The organism is Paenibacillus sp. sgz302148, from assembly GCF_056120465.1.
In genome coordinates this window covers 134,021-152,373 of sequence record NZ_JBVYOJ010000001.1, presented here as the reverse complement: position 1 = coordinate 152,373, position 18,353 = coordinate 134,021, and the positions used below count along the sequence as shown (strand labels likewise).

Annotated in this window: 28 protein-coding genes; all 28 read left to right on the top strand. The window is 36.7% G+C overall.

Going from position 1 to position 18,353, the window contains the following annotated elements:
• Positions 1 to 109: 109 nt before the first annotated feature.
• A complete protein-coding gene (locus AC0LWM_RS00795; protein ID WP_474672995.1) occupies positions 110 to 367 on the top strand; it encodes a hypothetical protein in 258 nt (85 codons plus the stop codon).
• A 439-nt stretch (positions 368 to 806) separates the two neighbouring features.
• Positions 807 to 1,376 carry a hypothetical protein gene (locus AC0LWM_RS00790; protein WP_474672994.1) on the top strand — a complete coding sequence of 190 codons (570 nt, stop codon included), beginning with the start codon at positions 807 to 809 and terminating at the stop codon, positions 1,374 to 1,376.
• A 269-nt stretch (positions 1,377 to 1,645) separates the two neighbouring features.
• Positions 1,646 to 1,975, top strand: a complete 330-nt coding sequence (locus tag AC0LWM_RS00785; protein ID WP_474672993.1) for a DUF3024 domain-containing protein — start codon at positions 1,646 to 1,648, stop codon at positions 1,973 to 1,975.
• Positions 1,976 to 2,179: 204 nt separating this feature from the next.
• Positions 2,180 to 2,704 carry a P-loop NTPase family protein gene (locus AC0LWM_RS00780; protein WP_474672992.1) on the top strand — a complete coding sequence of 175 codons (525 nt, stop codon included), beginning with the start codon at positions 2,180 to 2,182 and terminating at the stop codon, positions 2,702 to 2,704.
• 903 nt (positions 2,705 to 3,607) lie between these two features.
• Complete coding sequence (locus AC0LWM_RS00775; RefSeq protein ID WP_474672991.1) at positions 3,608 to 3,760, top strand: hypothetical protein; 153 nt, start codon at positions 3,608 to 3,610, stop codon at positions 3,758 to 3,760.
• Between the two features lie 9 nt (positions 3,761 to 3,769).
• The gene (locus AC0LWM_RS00770) at positions 3,770 to 4,195 is read left to right on the top strand and encodes an HAD family hydrolase (protein WP_474672990.1); all 426 of its coding nucleotides are present in this window, start codon (positions 3,770 to 3,772) and stop codon (positions 4,193 to 4,195) included.
• A gap of 184 nt (positions 4,196 to 4,379) precedes the next feature.
• A complete protein-coding gene (locus AC0LWM_RS00765; protein WP_474672989.1) occupies positions 4,380 to 5,042 on the top strand; it encodes an NUDIX hydrolase in 663 nt (220 codons plus the stop codon).
• A 19-nt stretch (positions 5,043 to 5,061) separates the two neighbouring features.
• Positions 5,062 to 5,538, top strand: coding sequence for an NUDIX domain-containing protein (locus tag AC0LWM_RS00760; protein ID WP_474672988.1), 477 nt, complete (start codon positions 5,062 to 5,064; stop codon positions 5,536 to 5,538).
• A 236-nt stretch (positions 5,539 to 5,774) separates the two neighbouring features.
• Positions 5,775 to 6,371, top strand: coding sequence for a hypothetical protein (locus AC0LWM_RS00755; protein WP_474672987.1), 597 nt, complete (start codon positions 5,775 to 5,777; stop codon positions 6,369 to 6,371).
• Between the two features lie 484 nt (positions 6,372 to 6,855).
• A complete protein-coding gene (locus AC0LWM_RS00750; protein ID WP_474672986.1) occupies positions 6,856 to 7,392 on the top strand; it encodes a ribonuclease FAU-1 family protein in 537 nt (178 codons plus the stop codon).
• A gap of 29 nt (positions 7,393 to 7,421) precedes the next feature.
• Entirely contained in the window at positions 7,422 to 7,739 is a 318-nt protein-coding gene (locus AC0LWM_RS00745) for a YfjL-like protein (protein WP_474672985.1), read from the top strand.
• Positions 7,740 to 7,787: 48 nt separating this feature from the next.
• Entirely contained in the window at positions 7,788 to 8,234 is a 447-nt protein-coding gene (locus AC0LWM_RS00740; RefSeq protein WP_474672984.1) for an aminoacyl-tRNA deacylase, read from the top strand.
• Positions 8,235 to 8,355: 121 nt separating this feature from the next.
• The gene (locus AC0LWM_RS00735; protein WP_474672983.1) at positions 8,356 to 8,826 is read left to right on the top strand and encodes a cupin domain-containing protein; all 471 of its coding nucleotides are present in this window, start codon (positions 8,356 to 8,358) and stop codon (positions 8,824 to 8,826) included.
• A gap of 554 nt (positions 8,827 to 9,380) precedes the next feature.
• Positions 9,381 to 9,935, top strand: a complete 555-nt coding sequence (locus AC0LWM_RS00730) for an ATP-binding protein (protein WP_474672982.1) — start codon at positions 9,381 to 9,383, stop codon at positions 9,933 to 9,935.
• Positions 9,936 to 10,116: 181 nt separating this feature from the next.
• A complete protein-coding gene (locus AC0LWM_RS00725; protein WP_474672981.1) occupies positions 10,117 to 10,560 on the top strand; it encodes a class I SAM-dependent methyltransferase in 444 nt (147 codons plus the stop codon).
• Positions 10,561 to 10,566: 6 nt separating this feature from the next.
• Positions 10,567 to 11,076 carry a P-loop NTPase family protein gene (locus tag AC0LWM_RS00720; RefSeq protein WP_474672980.1) on the top strand — a complete coding sequence of 170 codons (510 nt, stop codon included), beginning with the start codon at positions 10,567 to 10,569 and terminating at the stop codon, positions 11,074 to 11,076.
• Between the two features lie 5 nt (positions 11,077 to 11,081).
• Complete coding sequence (locus tag AC0LWM_RS00715) at positions 11,082 to 11,678, top strand: 2-phosphoglycerate kinase (protein ID WP_474672979.1); 597 nt, start codon at positions 11,082 to 11,084, stop codon at positions 11,676 to 11,678.
• Between the two features lie 440 nt (positions 11,679 to 12,118).
• Entirely contained in the window at positions 12,119 to 12,772 is a 654-nt protein-coding gene (locus AC0LWM_RS00710) for a 3'-5' exonuclease (RefSeq protein ID WP_474672978.1), read from the top strand.
• A 33-nt stretch (positions 12,773 to 12,805) separates the two neighbouring features.
• Complete coding sequence (locus AC0LWM_RS00705; RefSeq protein ID WP_474672977.1) at positions 12,806 to 13,405, top strand: 2'-5' RNA ligase family protein; 600 nt, start codon at positions 12,806 to 12,808, stop codon at positions 13,403 to 13,405.
• Entirely contained in the window at positions 13,402 to 13,968 is a 567-nt protein-coding gene (locus tag AC0LWM_RS00700; RefSeq protein WP_474672976.1) for a hypothetical protein, read from the top strand. The genes AC0LWM_RS00705 and AC0LWM_RS00700 overlap by 4 nt, the downstream gene beginning before the upstream one ends.
• A gap of 42 nt (positions 13,969 to 14,010) precedes the next feature.
• The gene (locus tag AC0LWM_RS00695; protein WP_474672975.1) at positions 14,011 to 14,475 is read left to right on the top strand and encodes an NUDIX hydrolase; all 465 of its coding nucleotides are present in this window, start codon (positions 14,011 to 14,013) and stop codon (positions 14,473 to 14,475) included.
• 252 nt (positions 14,476 to 14,727) lie between these two features.
• Positions 14,728 to 15,225, top strand: coding sequence for an NUDIX domain-containing protein (locus tag AC0LWM_RS00690; protein ID WP_474672974.1), 498 nt, complete (start codon positions 14,728 to 14,730; stop codon positions 15,223 to 15,225).
• Between the two features lie 39 nt (positions 15,226 to 15,264).
• Positions 15,265 to 15,594 (top strand): low molecular weight protein tyrosine phosphatase family protein, encoded by a 330-nt coding sequence (locus AC0LWM_RS00685; RefSeq protein WP_474673521.1) that lies wholly within the window; start codon positions 15,265 to 15,267, stop codon positions 15,592 to 15,594.
• A 120-nt stretch (positions 15,595 to 15,714) separates the two neighbouring features.
• Positions 15,715 to 16,206, top strand: coding sequence for a DinB family protein (locus AC0LWM_RS00680; RefSeq protein WP_474672973.1), 492 nt, complete (start codon positions 15,715 to 15,717; stop codon positions 16,204 to 16,206).
• A gap of 69 nt (positions 16,207 to 16,275) precedes the next feature.
• Complete coding sequence (locus AC0LWM_RS00675) at positions 16,276 to 16,569, top strand: MazG nucleotide pyrophosphohydrolase domain-containing protein (RefSeq protein WP_474672972.1); 294 nt, start codon at positions 16,276 to 16,278, stop codon at positions 16,567 to 16,569.
• 245 nt (positions 16,570 to 16,814) lie between these two features.
• Positions 16,815 to 17,366, top strand: a complete 552-nt coding sequence (locus tag AC0LWM_RS00670; protein ID WP_474672971.1) for a GrpB family protein — start codon at positions 16,815 to 16,817, stop codon at positions 17,364 to 17,366.
• Between the two features lie 3 nt (positions 17,367 to 17,369).
• Positions 17,370 to 17,810, top strand: a complete 441-nt coding sequence (locus tag AC0LWM_RS00665; RefSeq protein WP_474672970.1) for a GNAT family N-acetyltransferase — start codon at positions 17,370 to 17,372, stop codon at positions 17,808 to 17,810.
• Positions 17,811 to 17,869: 59 nt separating this feature from the next.
• On the top strand, positions 17,870 to 18,337 hold the full coding sequence (locus AC0LWM_RS00660; protein ID WP_474672969.1) for a GNAT family N-acetyltransferase: 468 nt from the start codon (positions 17,870 to 17,872) through the stop codon (positions 18,335 to 18,337).
• The last annotated feature ends 16 nt before the right edge of the window (positions 18,338 to 18,353 follow it).

Here is an 18,353-nt window from a genome sequence, read left to right as displayed (position 1 = left end):
CCCGTTCGCTATCGCTCCCTTAAGCCAGTGAGGGTTTGTGAATACAAGAACGTTAGATGAAATTAATGCAGAAGATTTATATTAATATTTCTAGTAATTCGGAGGAGATATGGCACTAATACATGATTTTCTGTTGCTAACTCATGATGAAATAGAGAGTGGTATTGATTATAATGATTTTTCAAAACAAGTTAATCATGAGAGAGTAGTTCATTTAAGTGATGATATTATTGGATATATCCAAGACTCATTAAATTGGGTTAAAACATTAATCCATCAGGTAAAGGTAAATATCAATTCGGTTTTAATTATTATGGAATTAGTTATATCGACCAGCACGGTATTGAATCTTTTTCCAACATTTTAAAGTCGTGGTTATTACTATTTGAACAAGCGCCGGAATTGATTAAATTAACCGGAAATTATACATATGCCGAAGATGAATCTAAAGGTCATTATGAGAAACTCTTTTTTAAAAAGCGTGAAATACAAGAAAATTTTAATAGATTAATTGATTTTTGCGAACTCGTTAACAAAGACAGTTACATAATTATTTATTTAGGGATTTAGAATAGATAATTCGAGGAAGGCACCAACTTCATCTAACACCGTATCTACGCAGCGTCACTAACGCTCCTTGGTCTGTCCGAGGAATTTCGGAGAAGTGAAATCAGACAGACAACCCTGCACTGCCTAACCGCGCCGCGGCCGGGACTGACGTCCCTTAAGGTGGTGAGGGTTCGTAGATACAAGAACGTTATATGAAACTGGCGAAACACTTTGAAAGTCGGACAAGGAGAGATTTAATGAGCGAATTTAGTGAGAGCTATCACTTATATTCTACGGAACAAAATGACGCAGTCAAACATTTAAGGAGATCTTGGCTTCGCGGATTTGTTTATCCAGAGCGTAATAATTGGGTGACGATTATCCCCAATGGTTCAAGCTTTCAACCGAATAAAAGACTTATTAATAGTAATAAGGGAATATTGATACACCTGGTAAATGCAGAAGATCATGGCTGGTCATTTAGTATTTATGACGGGAAGAAGAGAACCTTTCATTATGAATGTACTTGGGAAGAAGATATCGAGATAAACCAAGATGAGTACAATAGAGATCGAATTGTAGAATTAATAAATAGCAATCCCAATAAATTGCAAACAGTGACCCCGTTAGATATTACAAAGATTTTTTATATTTCAGATTTTGAAGAATTTTATAAGAGAAATCCAGTAAATCAATTAGCGGGTTTATTAGGACTGGAACATTTTGAATGGATTTCATATGAGTATGTTCAAAGAGAATATAAAGATAATCCAATTGAAATTCAGAATAAGGGGATAAGGGTAGTTAATAGCTTATTTTCTTTTTGAACAATAAGGATTTCTATTTTTCGAAGAGGTCGCCAGCATCATATAACACCGTATTCACGCTGCGGAGCTTACGCTCCTTGATCTGCCCGAGGCATTTCAGGGATACTGAATCAGGCAGACAACCCTGCACTACCTAACCGCGCCGCGGCCAGTCGCTAACGCTCCTTTAAGGTGGTGAGGGTTCGTAGATACAATTACGTTAACTGAAATCATTGCAGAATAAACATATAAAACCGATAAACATTAAAAACATCTTTGGAGTGATAATGATGGATGCATTTACTAAGAAGCGGATCGAAAAACTACTCGATAATTACATTGAACGAAAAATTCCAAGACACTTGAAAGAAGAAATCCAAATCAAATATAAGTTTAGAGGGGATATGTTGACATTAACTCAAGAAAGGCCGTCTTACATTCCTGGGAGTAGGGTAGAACTGCCTGTAGCTCAATTTAGGCTAGAGGATAATACTTGGAAAGTATATTGGAAGGACAGTAAAGACAGGTGGCATTTCGTAGAAGACATAAAACCGGATGAGAACTTTGAAAAACAATTAATGATCGTAGACCAAGATAAGAACGGTATATTTTGGCTATAATCGAGGAAGGCAATGACTTCAGTTAACATCGTTTTCCCGCTGCGGAGCCTTACCGATCCTTGGTCTGCCAGAGGAAACTCGGTGAAGTAAATTCAGGCAGACAATCCCTCCCCCTAAGATAAGAGCTATCTAAGGGGGAGAGATGTCGGGAACATACAAACGTTATCTGAAATCACTTGAAAACATGAGGGATGGTAGATATTTATGGTAGAGAACAAAAAAAGACCATTCAAAAAAATACATATTATCGGCGAAGTAGGGAGTGGCAAGACATACTTAGCCAAGAGACTCTCGGAAACACTAGAAATACCATATTTTCAATTGGATAATGTGGTTTGGACTAGAGGTGTAGAGAATGATACAAGAAATTCAGCAGAAGTAAGGGATAAGGTTTTAAATGAGATATTTTATAAAGACTTATGGATCATTGAAGGTGTGCACTTTAAATGGGTACTTAGAAGTTTTGAATTGTCGGATGTGATTATTTACTTGGACTTAAATGTTTTCAAGAGAGATTGTCAGATAATTTCTCGATTCATTAAGGAGAAGATGGGAATAGAAGTAGGGAACTACACTCAATCCTTCTCGAATTTAATTAAGATGCTCAAATGGAGTCATAGTTTCGAAAAGGAAAGGAAGCCTCAAATCAATGAGATTCTGCGTCCATATAGCAATAAAATTCAATATTACAAGAATAACGGTGAAGCAATAAGTCAACTAACTTTGTAAGTTGGAATGCGGGTCAAGTGAATTCAGATAACACCATTTTCCCGCTGCGGAGCCTCCGGCTCCTTGGTCTGCAAGAGGCAATTCGAAGAAGCCTAATCAGCAGACACATCCTTTTCCCTAACCGCATCGTGGCCGAGAAGCGGAGTCAGGCGGACAACCCTGAGAACCTAACCGCGCAGCGGCCGGCCTTTTCGGACCTTAAGGTTCAATTCAGTAGCTTCTTGATTGATCAACTTTGTCTATCCCTTGATACGCTTGCAAATCTAAAAACAACTGTTGATCCTGGTCTAGGCAGTTCTAAAACTCTGCCTTATGAGCCTCGAATCTTTCTTTAAGTTTGTTATAGGCTTCTTCATAGATTGGAACGAGGTTTATGATTCTGTAAGAAGTAGAACTAGTCCTTGGTTGGGGCACGATCCAAATCCAGGGATGATATATTATGAAAACCATGTTAAGGTATTGTCGGATGATCCTGGAAGGTCAACCGAGTCTCAAGAAACCTTATACTTTATAGAATATGAATACGAGGAATTGCTGAGAAGCCTAGACAAGACAAAAGAAGAATTGACTAGTTTTATTAAAGAACCATTGTTTAGATGGATTAATAGAAGAAGTGCAAAAACTGCAAATCAGATGATGATAAAGATGGAAGAATGGTTCTTTAGGAATATTAATGTGAATTCAATGTTGGCAGGAACATCAGTTAACACCGTATCTACGCTGCGTCGCTAACGCTCTTTGGTCTGCCCGAGGCAATTCGGGGAAGCGGACTAAGGCAGACAACCCTGCGAACTTAACCGTAGTCGCGGGGCCGGCAGCTGAAGCTGCTTTAAGGTTCTCGGGTTCATGAATACAACAACGTTATACGAAAGGACCTAAAAATAAAAAGGAGGCCAAATATTAATGAGCAGAACTCAACTAATACTGGACGTTGCCGGCGTGATAGTAAATAATTTTTCTTCCACATATTGGATTGAGCTTGCACATCTTTTCAAGACTCCACAAAATACAATAAAAGAACTATTAATTAAGAAAGAAGTTCGAGAAGCGTTATGAACTGGAGGTATGAATGAACAAGATGTTTGGGAGTGGCTTAATACGCAATGTCAGGTAACAATTGAGCATAACATTGCTCGAGAATTATTGAAGAAACACTTAAAACTATTACCAAGTGCTAGTTACATTTCTGAATGGAGCCATTTCGCAGATATCCATCTTTTGAGTAATCACCGCCATGAATGGATACTTGATTTATTAGAACCGATAAAGCCATATTTACATTCGATAACGATTTCAAGTCAAGTGGGATACTGTAAACCAGATCCCGCAATCTATAATATTGTACAAGAAAATATTTATGATAAGCGAATAATTTATGTTGATGATCAAGAAAAGAATCTTATTCCGGCGAGATATCTTGGTTGGACCACTATGATAGCAGATGAAGAAGGTAAATGGACTGACGAAATTACAAGACTTTTACAGAATTAGAGGGATTTCAGAGAAGTTGATTCAGGCAGACAACCCTGCACTGGCTAAGTCCATCGGACCCGGTGCTACGCGCCTTAAGTCAGTGAGGGTTCGTGAATACAAGAACGTTATAAGAAATCAGCGCAAACATAAGATCGAAATACTTTCTAATTCGAATTTATATCAACGACTGGAGGATGCTGGTATGGATTCTGAACTTATAAATATTTTTAATGACGATAGAGTTCCAATAGGTGTGGCAACTCGTAAAGATGTTCATACATATGGTTATTGGCATGAAGCCTTTCATTGCTGGTTCATTAGCAGAGATGAGAATAACGATTACATCTATTTTCAACTGCGAAGTGAACAAAAACGGGACTACCCTAATCTTTTAGATATTACAGCTGCAGGTCATTTACTATCAAATGAAACTGTCGAGGATGGAATAAGAGAAGTTAAAGAGGAGACCGGTATTGATATTAGTTTTTCTGAACTAATTCCATTGGGAGTCATGGAGTATGTTGTAACAAATAGTAAAATTATCGACAAAGAATTTGCTTATGTTTATTTACATGATTACAACGGATCTCTTGATGAATTTTCAGTACAAAGAGAAGAAGTTTCTGGGATATTTATTGCGAGATTCCATGATTTTTTTGAATTGTGGACGGAAAGAAAAAATCAAATTGATGTACACGGGTTTGTTATGGATGGTGATGGAAATAAAATCAAAGTTAATAAAGTTGTAGAGAGGACTCAGTTTGTCCCTCACCATGAAACATTCTATAAATTATTAGTTAATCAAATCAAGGATGTTCTAGAAGATGAGAAAAAACTTAGGAACATCCAAGATAAAGATGAATAAGAAGGGAGCTGTTTAGATCATGATCTCTTTTGAATTTGGTTCAAATAAATACCATTATCGCGTTGGCGGAATAATTAGAAGTGAAAATTTTGTTCTATTTCAACAAGTTGTTGGTGACACATTATGGTTTATTCCAGGTGGCAGAGTTGAGGTTAATGAAACTTCAGAAGAAACTATTTGTCGTGAGATGGAAGAAGAATATGCAATTTCAATATTAAATAAACAACTCGTTTGGATTGCTGAAACTTTTGTGAAGTTTCCAGAAGGACAATTACATGAAGTCGCTTTTTATTATTTACTCGAAGTTAATAAGGACCATTATATATTTAACAATAAGAATGAATTTTATGGCGAGGAAGGCTCGTTCATAAATAAGTGGATCCATATTGACGAACTTAATAATTACAGAATTGTTCCGGGGTTTGTAGTTCCTGAGTTAAGGAGTTTGGATGCTCTACAAGGAATTAAACATATCGTACATAAGAGTGTTAGATAAATCGAAGAAGGCGCTGAATCCTATAACACCGCATTCACGCATCGGGGCGGCTGCACCGCCCCTCGGTCCGCAAAGGTCATTTCGAGGAAGCGTATTCAGCGGACAACCATGCACCGACTAACTGCGCAAGTGCAGCAGCTCACTGTCGTTCACTTAAGTCGGTGGACGTTCGTGAATGCAAGAACGTTACAGGAAATCAGTGCAAAATTCGTCAAAACCTTTTTGGAGGATCGATGATGTTTGAATATGTGACTCATTATTATAATTCAGTGCCTTTTAGAAGTCTATCTGCCCTTTCGAAGTCCGAAGCTATGGTAGTAATGAAGGAATTATGTGACGATACACCATTTTTTGAAAGATTTAAAGAACCGACTCAATACTGGGAAAATAGATTAGAAACTGAAGCTTGGTTAAGGGATAAATTCATAGGAAAAGGCGGTCAACCGAAAGATAAATATCCTTTTTATGCTGTACTAGGGTCAGCAGCATGGATAGAAAATTTCTCATTATCAGCGGGTTTAGAGATTGATTTGTTGCGAATTCCAATTTCAATATTCAATGATAATGACATTAGTTTTACTTTTCCGGATAGTATGGTTTCATTTTGGATAGGGAGAGACAAGCCTGAGGCGTATTACCAACCTAATTACCATGGACAAATTTTTACTCTTTCAGAAGCAAGGACTCTGATGAAGTATGAGTTGATGGATAAAATAGAATCAATGCATCCGGAAGGTACGATACCTTATATTGAAGCACAAATCTGGAACCATGATATTGCAAATAATTATTATATAAAAGAAGTATTGAAAGAGTCTCCAAGAAGGCGCTGACATCCTATAACACCAACACCGTATCTACGCTGCGTCGCTAACGCTCCTTGGTCGCCCGAGGATTTTCGAGGAAGTGAATCAGACAGACAACCCTGCACCACCTAACCGTGCCGCGGCCGGTTGCAAGACTGGCAGAGCTTTAAGATCAGCAGTATGGAAGCAATTTGCCCGGACGCTCCGCATAACTGCTGGCTCCTTACGGAGCAAAGGGTATGGCATCGTGAATGTAAGAATGTTATCTGAAACTACCCGAGAGACAAAGAAACAATTAGCTTTAACCGAAAGGGAGATTATTCAGAAAAGTCGGGTGGCTGCTGACGCTCCTTGGTTTACTTGCGTATTTTCGGCAAATTGACAACCCCTACGCCTCTAAAATCGTTGGACCCGGCGCTACGCCCCCATAAGCCTGTGAGGGTACGTGAAACAAGTATATTACGTGAATTTATAGCAGATTAAAAAAAAATATATACTGAGAGGATATTCGATGAAGAGAAAATTCGCTAATCGACTTGATTGGTTGAGAATTTTAGAAAGAGAATATAAACAAACGTACCTTAACGACAACTCTTATCGTGGTCACGTCACTTATCTTAATTTACGAAAGGTCAAAGAGCCTGTATTTGTTACCTATAATTCTGAAGACTTTTGTATTGCAGATGATGGTTATGTATGGATGATGCATTATCCGGAAGGCGTTGATTACTCGGTAACTACAACGTTTGATAGGAATGGCGAGGTAGTCCAATGGTATTTTGATATTATTAAAAACAAAGGGCTAACCGATGAAGGAATACCTTTTATAGACGATCTTTATTTAGATTTAGTTTTCTTGCCTGATGGCGCCATGTATGTATTAGATGAGGATGAACTTGAAGAAGCGCTAAAGGCTAATGAAATCACAATGCAAGAATATGACAAAGCTAAAGTAGCTTTAACAGAGCTAATCGAATCGATAAAAAACAATACAAATATAGAGATAAAAGAAAGTATGAAGCATTTTGAACTAATGAATAATTTGTAACGAATCGATTATGCAGAGGATTGATATTAATGAAAATCCGGCAAGTAGTATATTTGATATTTGGATTATTCATTTTATTTGTCGGTTTCATTGTTTATTCAATTTTATATGGAAATCCTATATCTAAGCATGAATTTAAGAATGAAGTTGATGTATTTTTAAAGGGTGCATTCCAAGAAAAGATGATAATAGATTCTATTGAATACAGTTTTAAAGGATCTACTTCGTTATATGACCAATATTTCATTGCTGTGGTTTCTGATCCAACCAATAAAAATAGAAGATTTAGAATCCACAAAGGATATCAAGGAGAGTTTGTAATATATGAAATGCCAACAATTAAGTGAGAGCATGACGGTGAAGTCATAATATATAACATCCTTGGAGGCTATGCAATGGAACAATTAATATCAATATTAAATAACAAGCATATTGATTACGAAATCATTGAACATAGCAAAGAGATTAATACTGCGCAGGAAGGAGCAGAATATTTCGGTATTCATATTGGACAAACCGCCCCAACGCTAATTTTGAAGACAGATGTAGGATATTTTTCGTTGATCATTTCAGGTGATTTTGGACGAGTAGTTCTGGAAACAATGAAGGATTTATTGAAGGTTCAAGAAATCAAATTAGCCAAACCAAAAGAAGTAGAGCAGGTTACTGGCAGTCGTATTGGAAGCGTTTCATTAATTAACCCAAGTTTACCAACGATTATTGATAGAGAGCTATATCGATTTCCATATGTTTATGGGGGTACCGGGAAGGCTCGATCGACATTGAAGATTCCACCAAGGGATTTGGAAAAATTAAATAAAATAATAGGATACATTAGATAGTATCATGAGTATATTGCTCGGAGGCCGATGCATTTAATTGGTACTTTAGTAAAAACGTTCTTAGCATGAATTACTACAACCAAACTATAATTATTATAAGTTAAAAAATTGGAGGGATTATATGTCGAATATACCCTTTTCTCGTCAAGCAGCTGAAGACAACTCATTCTTATTTTTAGGGAATAAGGTCTCTATATTAGTTATGGGCGAAGACACGCAAGGTCAATATGCAATGATTCAGACTGAGGAACGGAAAGGTTTTGAGCCACCGCCACACGTACATACTCGTGAAGATGAAAATTTCTATGTGCTTGAGGGGGAAGTCACCTATTTTATTGCGGATAAGGTCGTTCACGCCATACCAGGAACATTTGTGCATGCACCTCGTGGGATCGAACATACCTTTAAACTAAATACAGATGCAGCCAAAGTTTTAGTATCTGTTTATCCTTCTGGATTCGAAAAATTTGTTAAAGAACTAAGTATTCCTGTCCCGGAACAAATGCCTTCAGCTCTAGAGCCTCCTAGCCCTGAAGAGATACAAAGGTTAATTTCGATTGCCCAGAAATATGGAATTGAGATGAATATTTAGTTAAGCAAAACTAATATAGAAATTGAAGTTCAACTGTCGTACCGCGTCGAGGCGGGATGGACGTCCCAAATACGAAAGACAAGATGGAGATACAGCAATATTGTATTTCCATTTTTTATTTTCCGTGATACAGTTGTGTTAATTACTGGGGGCAGATAATCCTGTACTGCATAAGCGCCGCGGCCAGCTAAGGATTCCTAAAGGCGCTGAAAGCTCCTGAACTGGAAAAATGATTATAACAAAACAAACCATTTAAAAACAAATCTAACTAATATAAAATTTATAATATATTCCAAATCCTATTGGGGGGAATACCTGATGGAGCCCTATATTGTAGATCTCTAGGTACGATACTCAATACCTTTTGGTAAATCTTAAGTGTCTACCGGGGATGCATTAGTTTAACAGTGATTTAATAGTGAATGGGATAAGTCCATTCGTAAAAGCAATGTGAATGATTGGATGGCTTACTTGGTAATCAATTTAAGAGAGAGACGTGGTGCTCTCTCTTTTTTTAATTTTTGAATGTAATTCATAAAAATTGGGGGACTCTTATGAAACGATTAGTCGTAATGACAGTAGGTAAAACTCATTGTGGCAAAACGACATTTGCTAGAGAATTAGAACAACAACTAAAGAATTCAATTGTAGTTGATCAAGATAACCATGCTGAATTCGTAAATACATACTATAAATCATTACGCCCCTTACGGGGACCCAATACGATCAAATATGCCATTACGAATGCAATTGTTGATTATGCTGTACAAACGACTGATTTTCACCTCATCCTTTGTAATTCAAATCGCAATACTGAAGGTCGCTCGGAATTGCTCTCGTACTTTCATGATAAAGATTTTGAAAGCGTAATCGTTCATTTTGATATCCCCGATAACATTCTTCAAGAGCGTGTGTGTACTAGTCAGCGTAGTAAAGCAATATTTCGAACTGCCTCTAATTTCATGGAAGTACTGAATAGACAAATCGCAGAATCCCAACAAGCGAATGTTTCTGATCCTAAAGAGGGAGAAGCAAATTACTTATTTGTAATTAAAGATTCTAATGAAGTCCAGTCAGTAATACCAAGCATAGTGGGTCTGAGTAATTAAGTGGAATATCAAAATCTAAACATCTGTAAATTAATTCTTGGAGGGAATCGTTGATGCCGGAAAATAGAAATAACGAGAATCTAACATTAATTAAAAATTCATGGGATGCATATCACGAGTTCTATATGGAAGCGATCTTAAAGCAGAGACCAGATTTCTTTGAATTCTTTTCTAAGGGTGAGTGGATGATGATTTTGAATTCAAACTTTTAGGAGATGTAAGAGGACTCAAACTTCTCGATACATGCTGTGCATGTGATGCAAGGCAAGCATTTTCCTGGACAAACCTTGGAGCGGACGTAATAGCATGTGATATTAGTCCGATTGCTATTAATATAGCGAAGAAGAATGCAGACAAAATTGGACTAAAAATTGATTTTGAAGTTGCTGATGCTCAGTCTCTTGAATCGATAAAGGACAATGAATTTGATATAGTTTATGCAACGTACATCGTATGGTACGAGGATATACATAAAGCGTGTAAGAATTGGTATAGAGTATTAAAGCCTAATGGGCGATTACTTATTGTTATAAACCATCCCCTGACAAGTTGTTTGGCTCAAGAAGGAGATTTTGTCGAGCCGAGGAAGTATGTCATCGGCAATTGCCGTTTACTTAGGAGCTAGAAACATATGAGAAAGATCTTCATAATTGGAATTGTAGCTAGTGGCAAAACAACATTAGCGAAGCAATTATCAAAAAATATGGATATACCGTGGTACGAACTGGATTGCATTGTTCATCATCAAACAGCAGAGGGAAGAAATAAACGTACACCAGATGAACAGGTCGCGGTTATTAAGGATATTGATAGCAGGGGACAATGGATATTTGAAGGTACAGATCGAGAATCATATCAATGCTTATTTGATATGGCGGATACAATCATATTTCTCGACCCACCATTATGGAAGCGAAAAATAAGGATTTTTACCCGGTTCCTTAAACAAAATCTTGGTATTGAAAAGTGTCATTATAAACCCGATATAGAAATGTTGAAAATGATGTATAAATGGACGAAAGATTTTGAAAGTAATAGACCTGCTTTTGAAATGAAGTTGAACCTTTATAAAAGTAAGCTTATTAGATTATATGATAATAAAAAAATGTCGCGGCTGATTTTATTTATGGAAAGGAAATAATTTAATTGATTATTTTAATAAGCGGAAATGGTCGTATGGGTAAAACCCTCATGGCTCAGAATCTACTTGAGAAATATTTGATCCCGTATCTTTCGATTGATCATATTAAGATGGGGATTTATAGAGGAAATAGCAATTGCGGCTTTACGCCTCTGGATAGCACGGAGTTAATTGGAGATAAATTATGGCCAATGATTAAAGGAATCATTATGACTAATATTGAGAACAATCAAAGTATCATTATTGAAGGGTGTTACATATTACCACATTATTTGAAGGAATTTGAGAAACCATACGCCGAAAAAATCATATCTGTTTTCCTAGGTTATTCTACAAATTATATAAAAGCAAACTTTGAATCGAAGATAATTAAATATAGTAGTGTTATTGAAGAGCGGGGGGAACTAGAAGCAGAAGATACTTCAGACAATACAATTACAGAATATATTAAAGAAAATGATGAGTTTAGAAGAAGATGTTTGGAGACCGGTGAGATGTTTTTTGAAATCAATAATAGTTATGAGGAAGAAATTAACAAAGTTTATGATTATATTGAAAATGAAAAACGAAAGATTGAAAGTAAACCCAAAGATATGAAATAGGAGACCCTTATGGATAAAGTAAATGTTACTTTAAAACTTATTACGAAAGAAAACGAATTCGAGTGTATTGCCCTTAGTCCGCGAGAAGACCAATTAACATTGGTCGCGTCTAACTCGGATTCACTTTTGCATGCAGTTAAGGAGACGACATCAAAGCCATATGGAATATATGTTGATGATTTGATGGTGTTATGGCAAATGTGCTATTAAGGAAGTCATTAATAAACTAAAAAATAGAATGGATTGTAAACAAATAAGAGTATCTCATGTACCACACAATGTTGTAGCCTACAGATTATATAAGGAATGCGGATTTCAGGATACTGGAGAAGTCGAAGAAAATGGAGACATTATTTTAAGTTTTGATATGAAATGATTGGCACGGCTGCCGCGGCAGGATCATTCCAACATAAGCTAGCCAGTTCAACGGAGGCAGAAAAATGATAATTAACTTCCTATCAGAAGAAGAATATGAATTGAGGGATATAACAGTAAGAGATTTATTAAATAAACAATTTTGCGTGTTTGATTTTGAAGGAACTGGAATAGATGTTGACCTTGATTTTATTACTCAAATCGGAGCAATTAAGATAATCAACAATGAAATTCAAGAGGGAGAATACTTTTCAACCCTTATAAGATCACCGAAACAAATTCCAGAATATATCGAACAGGTTACTGGAATTACGAATGAAGCTATTTTTGGCGCACCGGACTTTTCGGATGGATACAATCATTTTAAAAATTTCGTCGGGGATTTGGTATTGGTTACACAAGCCGGATATGAGTATGATGTTCCATTGCTGCAGAAAGAGTGCGCGAGAGCTGGGCTTCCGATGATTCGTAATTTGATTATTGATACGAAAGCGTTGTTTACGCATATACATAGAGATATAGAAAACATTCCCTCAACGGATTTTTTAATCCAATATTACAACGTGGATTGCAAAGATCTGAAAAGACATGATGCCTTAGGAGATAGTATACTGATCGGTCGAATCTTTATAAAGATATTAGAGGAATATGTAGCTAAGGGACTCTGTGATTTTATCGTTGAAAGCTTAAGAGTTAGAAGATTTCGAAGACCGTATTAGTCGGAACTAATATTTCGATTGCGGGGGATGATTATGTATGCTGTTGAGTTGTTTTTCGATAATCCTTTCGAGCAGTATGTAAAAAAGATTTGGAAAGGTCTGAATGATGAACATATCAGTTCGAATATGTATGAAATCGCTGAATTAAGACCTCATATTACTTTAGCTGTTTATCATGATATTTCAGATTTGGAAGCCTTCAAGGAACGGTTTTATTCATTTTTTGATTCTGTATCGAGCATCGAAATAAAATTTAATGTTTTGGCCGTATTCCCTACTTCGGGTACATTATTTATAGATCCGACAGTAACAAAGGACTTGATCCAAATCCATGACCAATATCATAAGGAATTTAGTGATCTGCTTGAACATGAAGACCGTTATTATACTCCTGGGAATTGGGATCCTCATTGTACTTTAGCTATCGGATTAACAGCAGAACAGGCAGTCGAAGCGATGAAATATTGTTATACGGATTTTAGTCCTCAGACAAGCAGAGTCATTGAAGTCGGGGTAGTAAAACTTGGGTATGATGATAACAATCGTTTTAGTAGTCCAACGATTTTTTCTTGTTTATTAAAGCAACTAACTTCTTTTAAGGGTGAGGATTCTTATATGGAGAGGAAAAGATGAAGCATAAATTAACCGTTCTAACTTTAATTGTTTTGTTCTCAATTATTTCTATTTATTATAGCGGGTATAGACTTGATGGACTCAGTGCTGCAAAAGCAAATAAATTCGTACCACAAGATTCAATTCTCCTGGATAAAGTTGATTATAACTGGGGATCGGTATACATTTTTAATTCCAAAGAAAAACCCGTTACGGCAATAAGCTTTAAAAAATTTGGGCTGCTGTGGGTTTCTAGAATATCGGTATATTATTTTCACAACGAAGATCTCGTTAGAACAGTTGGTGGTGTGTCATTAGGAAACGAAAACGAGAAAGCAACGGTTATGAGTGTGTTGGTGGATGACCCTAAAGTTGCTTATTTAGAGATCGGTCCCGAAGGAGATCGACTAAGAAAAGATGTGACTATTGGCAAACCAATTACATTTTCGTGGAACAGGACAATTCAATGGATTGACTTGAATGCGAAAGCATCTAGTGGCGAGGGCAAGCTTCTTTATGAACATCGATTCGCTCAAACCAATATCACTAAAATCGAGGATTTGAAATGGTACCCTGTTAAATAATCGAGTTTTTTCTGGAGGTATTAGCCAATTGGAGGATTTTACATGGAAATTCAAAGCTTCAGCTTATCGGATGTTGACTATGACGATATAAAATATGTAGTTTTATTAGCTGAGTACAAAGGGCAACTAGTTATTATTAGGAATAAGGATAGAACTCTATGGGAATTGCCCGGTGGGAAGAGAGAAGAAGGTGAGCGGCTGCTGCACGCGGCAAGCCGTGAGTTATTCGAAGAAACAGGTGCGACCACGTTTGAATTAACGCCATACAGCATATATTTCATGAATGGCAGTTACGGAATGAATTTTCATGTCGAGATCAAAGATCTTGGTGAATTGCCTGAGTATGAGATTGCAGAAATTAAATTAGTCAACTCATTGCCTGATGGTTTAAATTATGAAAGTATATATTACAAGATGTACGATCAGTGGACAGAGTTAACAAACAAGAAAAAATTAAAAAAATATATAGTCAATTATAACGATTGTAACAACAAATATGATTTTTAAGACATTGAACAATGCATATTCAGACATCATGTTGGAGCTTGATGTTTATTTTTCTATAGGATTGTTTTTAGTGCCGTGGAAAGGTGAGTAACGATGAATAACAAAAAAATAGTAATGAAAACAACTTAGATGTAACCGCCCCTTTTCATCTCTTAATTAGAATAATCAAATCGATAAGCAGTATTTGTTGCGCCAAACCAAATGGGATATTATGGGCGTAACGGTTTGACTTTATTGAATGGGGGATGTGTTTTGTCAATTTCTTGGAATGAATCGTACGCCGGAAAACTTCGGGCTGTCGTAGGGAACCAAAAACTAATAATACCTTCCATTAGAGCAATAATATTTGACGCAGATGAGAAGATGCTCTTTATTGAAAGAAGAGGAAGTAAGAAGTGGGCCTTGCCGGCAGGTGGGATTGAACTGAATGAATCGATTGTCGAATGCTTACAAAGAGAGGTTCGAGAAGAAACCGGACTGGAAGTCATTCAAGCAACGCTCATTGCAATATATACAGGTTCCAAATATTCAATAAAGAACAGATTTGGAGACGAGTATCAGGGATTTGAATTTTTATTTAGGGTAGATGAGTGGAATGGAGCCCTTATAACAGAAACCGATGAAACAACAAATATTGGATTTTTCTCGTTGGACGATCCCCCTCCAATAGAACCCGGATATTGGGAAACTCATCATAAGGAAGTGATGGAGGATCTTCGACAATACAAAGGAACGCCGATTATTAAATAATATGATGCAAGATATGTGGGAGGGAGCAGGTGAAAAGAAATTAAATTACTCTTTATATGTAGCAGAAATAAATGGCGCAGTTTAACAGCGGAGAAAATATTCGAAGTGTTGAACGGATATGAAGTTAGGTCTGCAGGAACAGAAGAACAAGCGAGAATAAAGGTCACTGAAGGGCATATTGGCTGGTCTGATTTGATTTTTGTCATGGAGAGAAAACATTCAAGAAGGCTGAAAGAGAAGTTTGCAAGTAAGTTAATCAATAAACGAATCATCTGCCTCGATATACCGGATGAGTACAAGTTTATGGATGAAGAGTTAATCGAATTTTTGAAATCTCGAGTATCTGAATACATTGATGTTCCTGAATAGCAAGCGTTGATTATTGAATACAAAGACAGGATGGAGATACAGCGATATTGTATTTCCATTTTTTGATTTCCGTGATACAGTTGTGTTAATTACTGGGAACTTGAAAAGGAGGGTTTTCATTTGATAACGATTACGGATAGTAAGGATCTGGAGATTTTAACGAATTATAGTTCCGCTCCAAACTTATTTATTGAGGTATTGTCAGGCTTATCTGAGAGCGAATTGGATCTGTGTCGCGCTCCTGGGAAGTGGTCGATCAGACAGATTGTTCATCATATCGTTGACTGTGAAATGAATTATTTTCAATATGACCGATATGCTCTCTCGAATACGGATCGGAATTTTCAATTTCCTGATTTTAATCCGGATACTTGGGCGAAAAATATGGATTATAGCAGCCGGCCGATTCATCTGGAATTACGATTTTTCGCGTTGATCAGAGAATATATTACTTATTTGTGCAGAACATTGCCTAACTCCTTAAATCGGACGTTAAAACATGAAGGAGGAGAATTTACGGTAAGGCAAGCGCTGTTGCATGACATTGCTCATGCCAAGCACCACATGAATCAAATTATGGAAACGAAAAAAGTGCATCATCTCCTGCAATAGTCAGGTATGTGCCGCGGCAGGATGTGTTTGAAACGGAAAATAAGCTCAAAACAGAAAATGAGGGAAATGATGAAAGTACAATTAACGATCAAAGATTTACAAGAATACATAAAGAAGACCGATTATAACCCGGAAGGTAAAAGCGGATATTTTCACAAATTAATCGAAGAGGTTGGGGAATTATCGGAAGCAATAAGAAAAGATCACCGAATGATTGATAAAGACACCATAAAAGGAACAATTGAAGAGGAGCTATACGACGTGCTTTATTACGTTGCAGCCATAGCAAACGTATATGAGATAGACCTTGAGAGATGCTTTTTGCTTAAAGAAGAACTTAATAAATTGAAATGGAATAAATGAAATTGCATATTAGTGATTAAAAAGGAGAGGATCAAATCATGGAAACTTCGGGAACGGTTTTCGGTATTATTCCGATTCTACTTTTTTTATTTTACATAGCATTGGGAGGACTAAGCATTTATTGCTTGATTTTATTTATCAGGCTCGCTCATCGAGGAATTAAAGCGTTAGATATTTATATTAACGAAAAATCTAATCATGTGTAGAGGACATTTAGTAGATTGGTTTTAGGAGAGGAATGCAATATGGCGGAACAGGTTATTGTCTCAGAGTACAATCCGGATTGGATTCTTCAATACGAAGAAGAAAAAAGAAAAATCTTGGAGGCAATTCAAGATATCTGTGTTTCGATTGAACATATTGGGAGCACTTCTGTACCCGGACTAGGCGCCAAACCGATCATTGATATCATGGTCGGAGTACATCATCTGAATCTTGTTGGTCAAAGACATATTGAACAATTGAAAGAGATTGGCTATGAATATGTTGATAAGCCGGAGTTCCCTGAGCGGAAATTTTTTCGTAGAGGGAAATGGAGAGCAGGAACACACCATCTTCACATCTATGAAATGAATGGAGTGCAATGGAACAACAATCTTTTGTTCAGGGATTATTTAAGAAATCACGATGATACTTTAAAGCAATATTATCGATTGAAGAAAGAATTAGAAGCCAGATTTAAGCATGATCGAGCGTTATATACGGAGGGCAAGGAAAAGTTTATTCAAGAAGTTATTAATAAGGCGGCTATTCACGCAAAATCATTATTAAAGGCTGAGAATATAGAAAGGAAATAAAATATGAAATTTAAGCAAGCTAATGACGGAGTGGAGATCAAACAGTCCGAGGACCTGCTGTACGAGGTGTTGTTTAAACCAATTCATTTGGACAAATCTTTGAGACAAGAGCTAAAGATACCAGGTGATGAGTATCACTTTATCGCGCTGGATAAAGATGCAGTCGTTGGTGCTATGGTAGTAATCGTAGATAACGATTACGTAGAATTGAGACATGGGGCAGTGTCCGAAAACTATCAGAACAAAGGAGTGGGTCGGGGCATTTGGAATGAGATTTTATTATTTTTAAAGAACAATCATATTAGGGCTATTGAGCTATATTCAAGGAACACAGCTGTTGATTTCTGGAAAAGCATTGGATTCAATGAGATCTCTGATTGGATCGATCATGAGAGATTTAAAGTACATCATATTAGGTTTAAGAAGATGAAATATATCGTTTGATTACTACATTAACGTTATGGAAATCGTTGGAATCTTTAAAATAAGGGAAGCGGATAACCATGATCGAATTTAAAAAAGTCTCATGGGATAACTTTATTCAATGTATTGAGTTGAAGGTTGCAGAAGAACAGAATAAGTTTATTTCCTCAAACCAGCATGCACTTGCAGAAGCCTACATTGCTACAGAGGAAGGTCAAGACATTATAACTTTTGCAATATATAAAGACGACAACATGGTAGGTTTTATCATGATGTATTACGATGACGGCGATGGAAACTTTGAGAAAAGCTGTTACGGAATTTTCAAAATGATGATTGATGAGCGAAATCAGGGTAGGGGATATGGCAAAGAAGCCGTAATCAAAGCAATTGAATTTATGAGGGCTTCGCAGAAAAGAGCTAGAGTCGTTGAACTTACATACAAGCCAGATAATGTCGCGGCCAAAAATCTGTATACTTCACTCGGATTTGTGGAAACGGGGAAGACGCTGGAATGTGGTGAAGTGTATGCTGAACTAGTGTTGTAATTTCTTTTATCGCAAT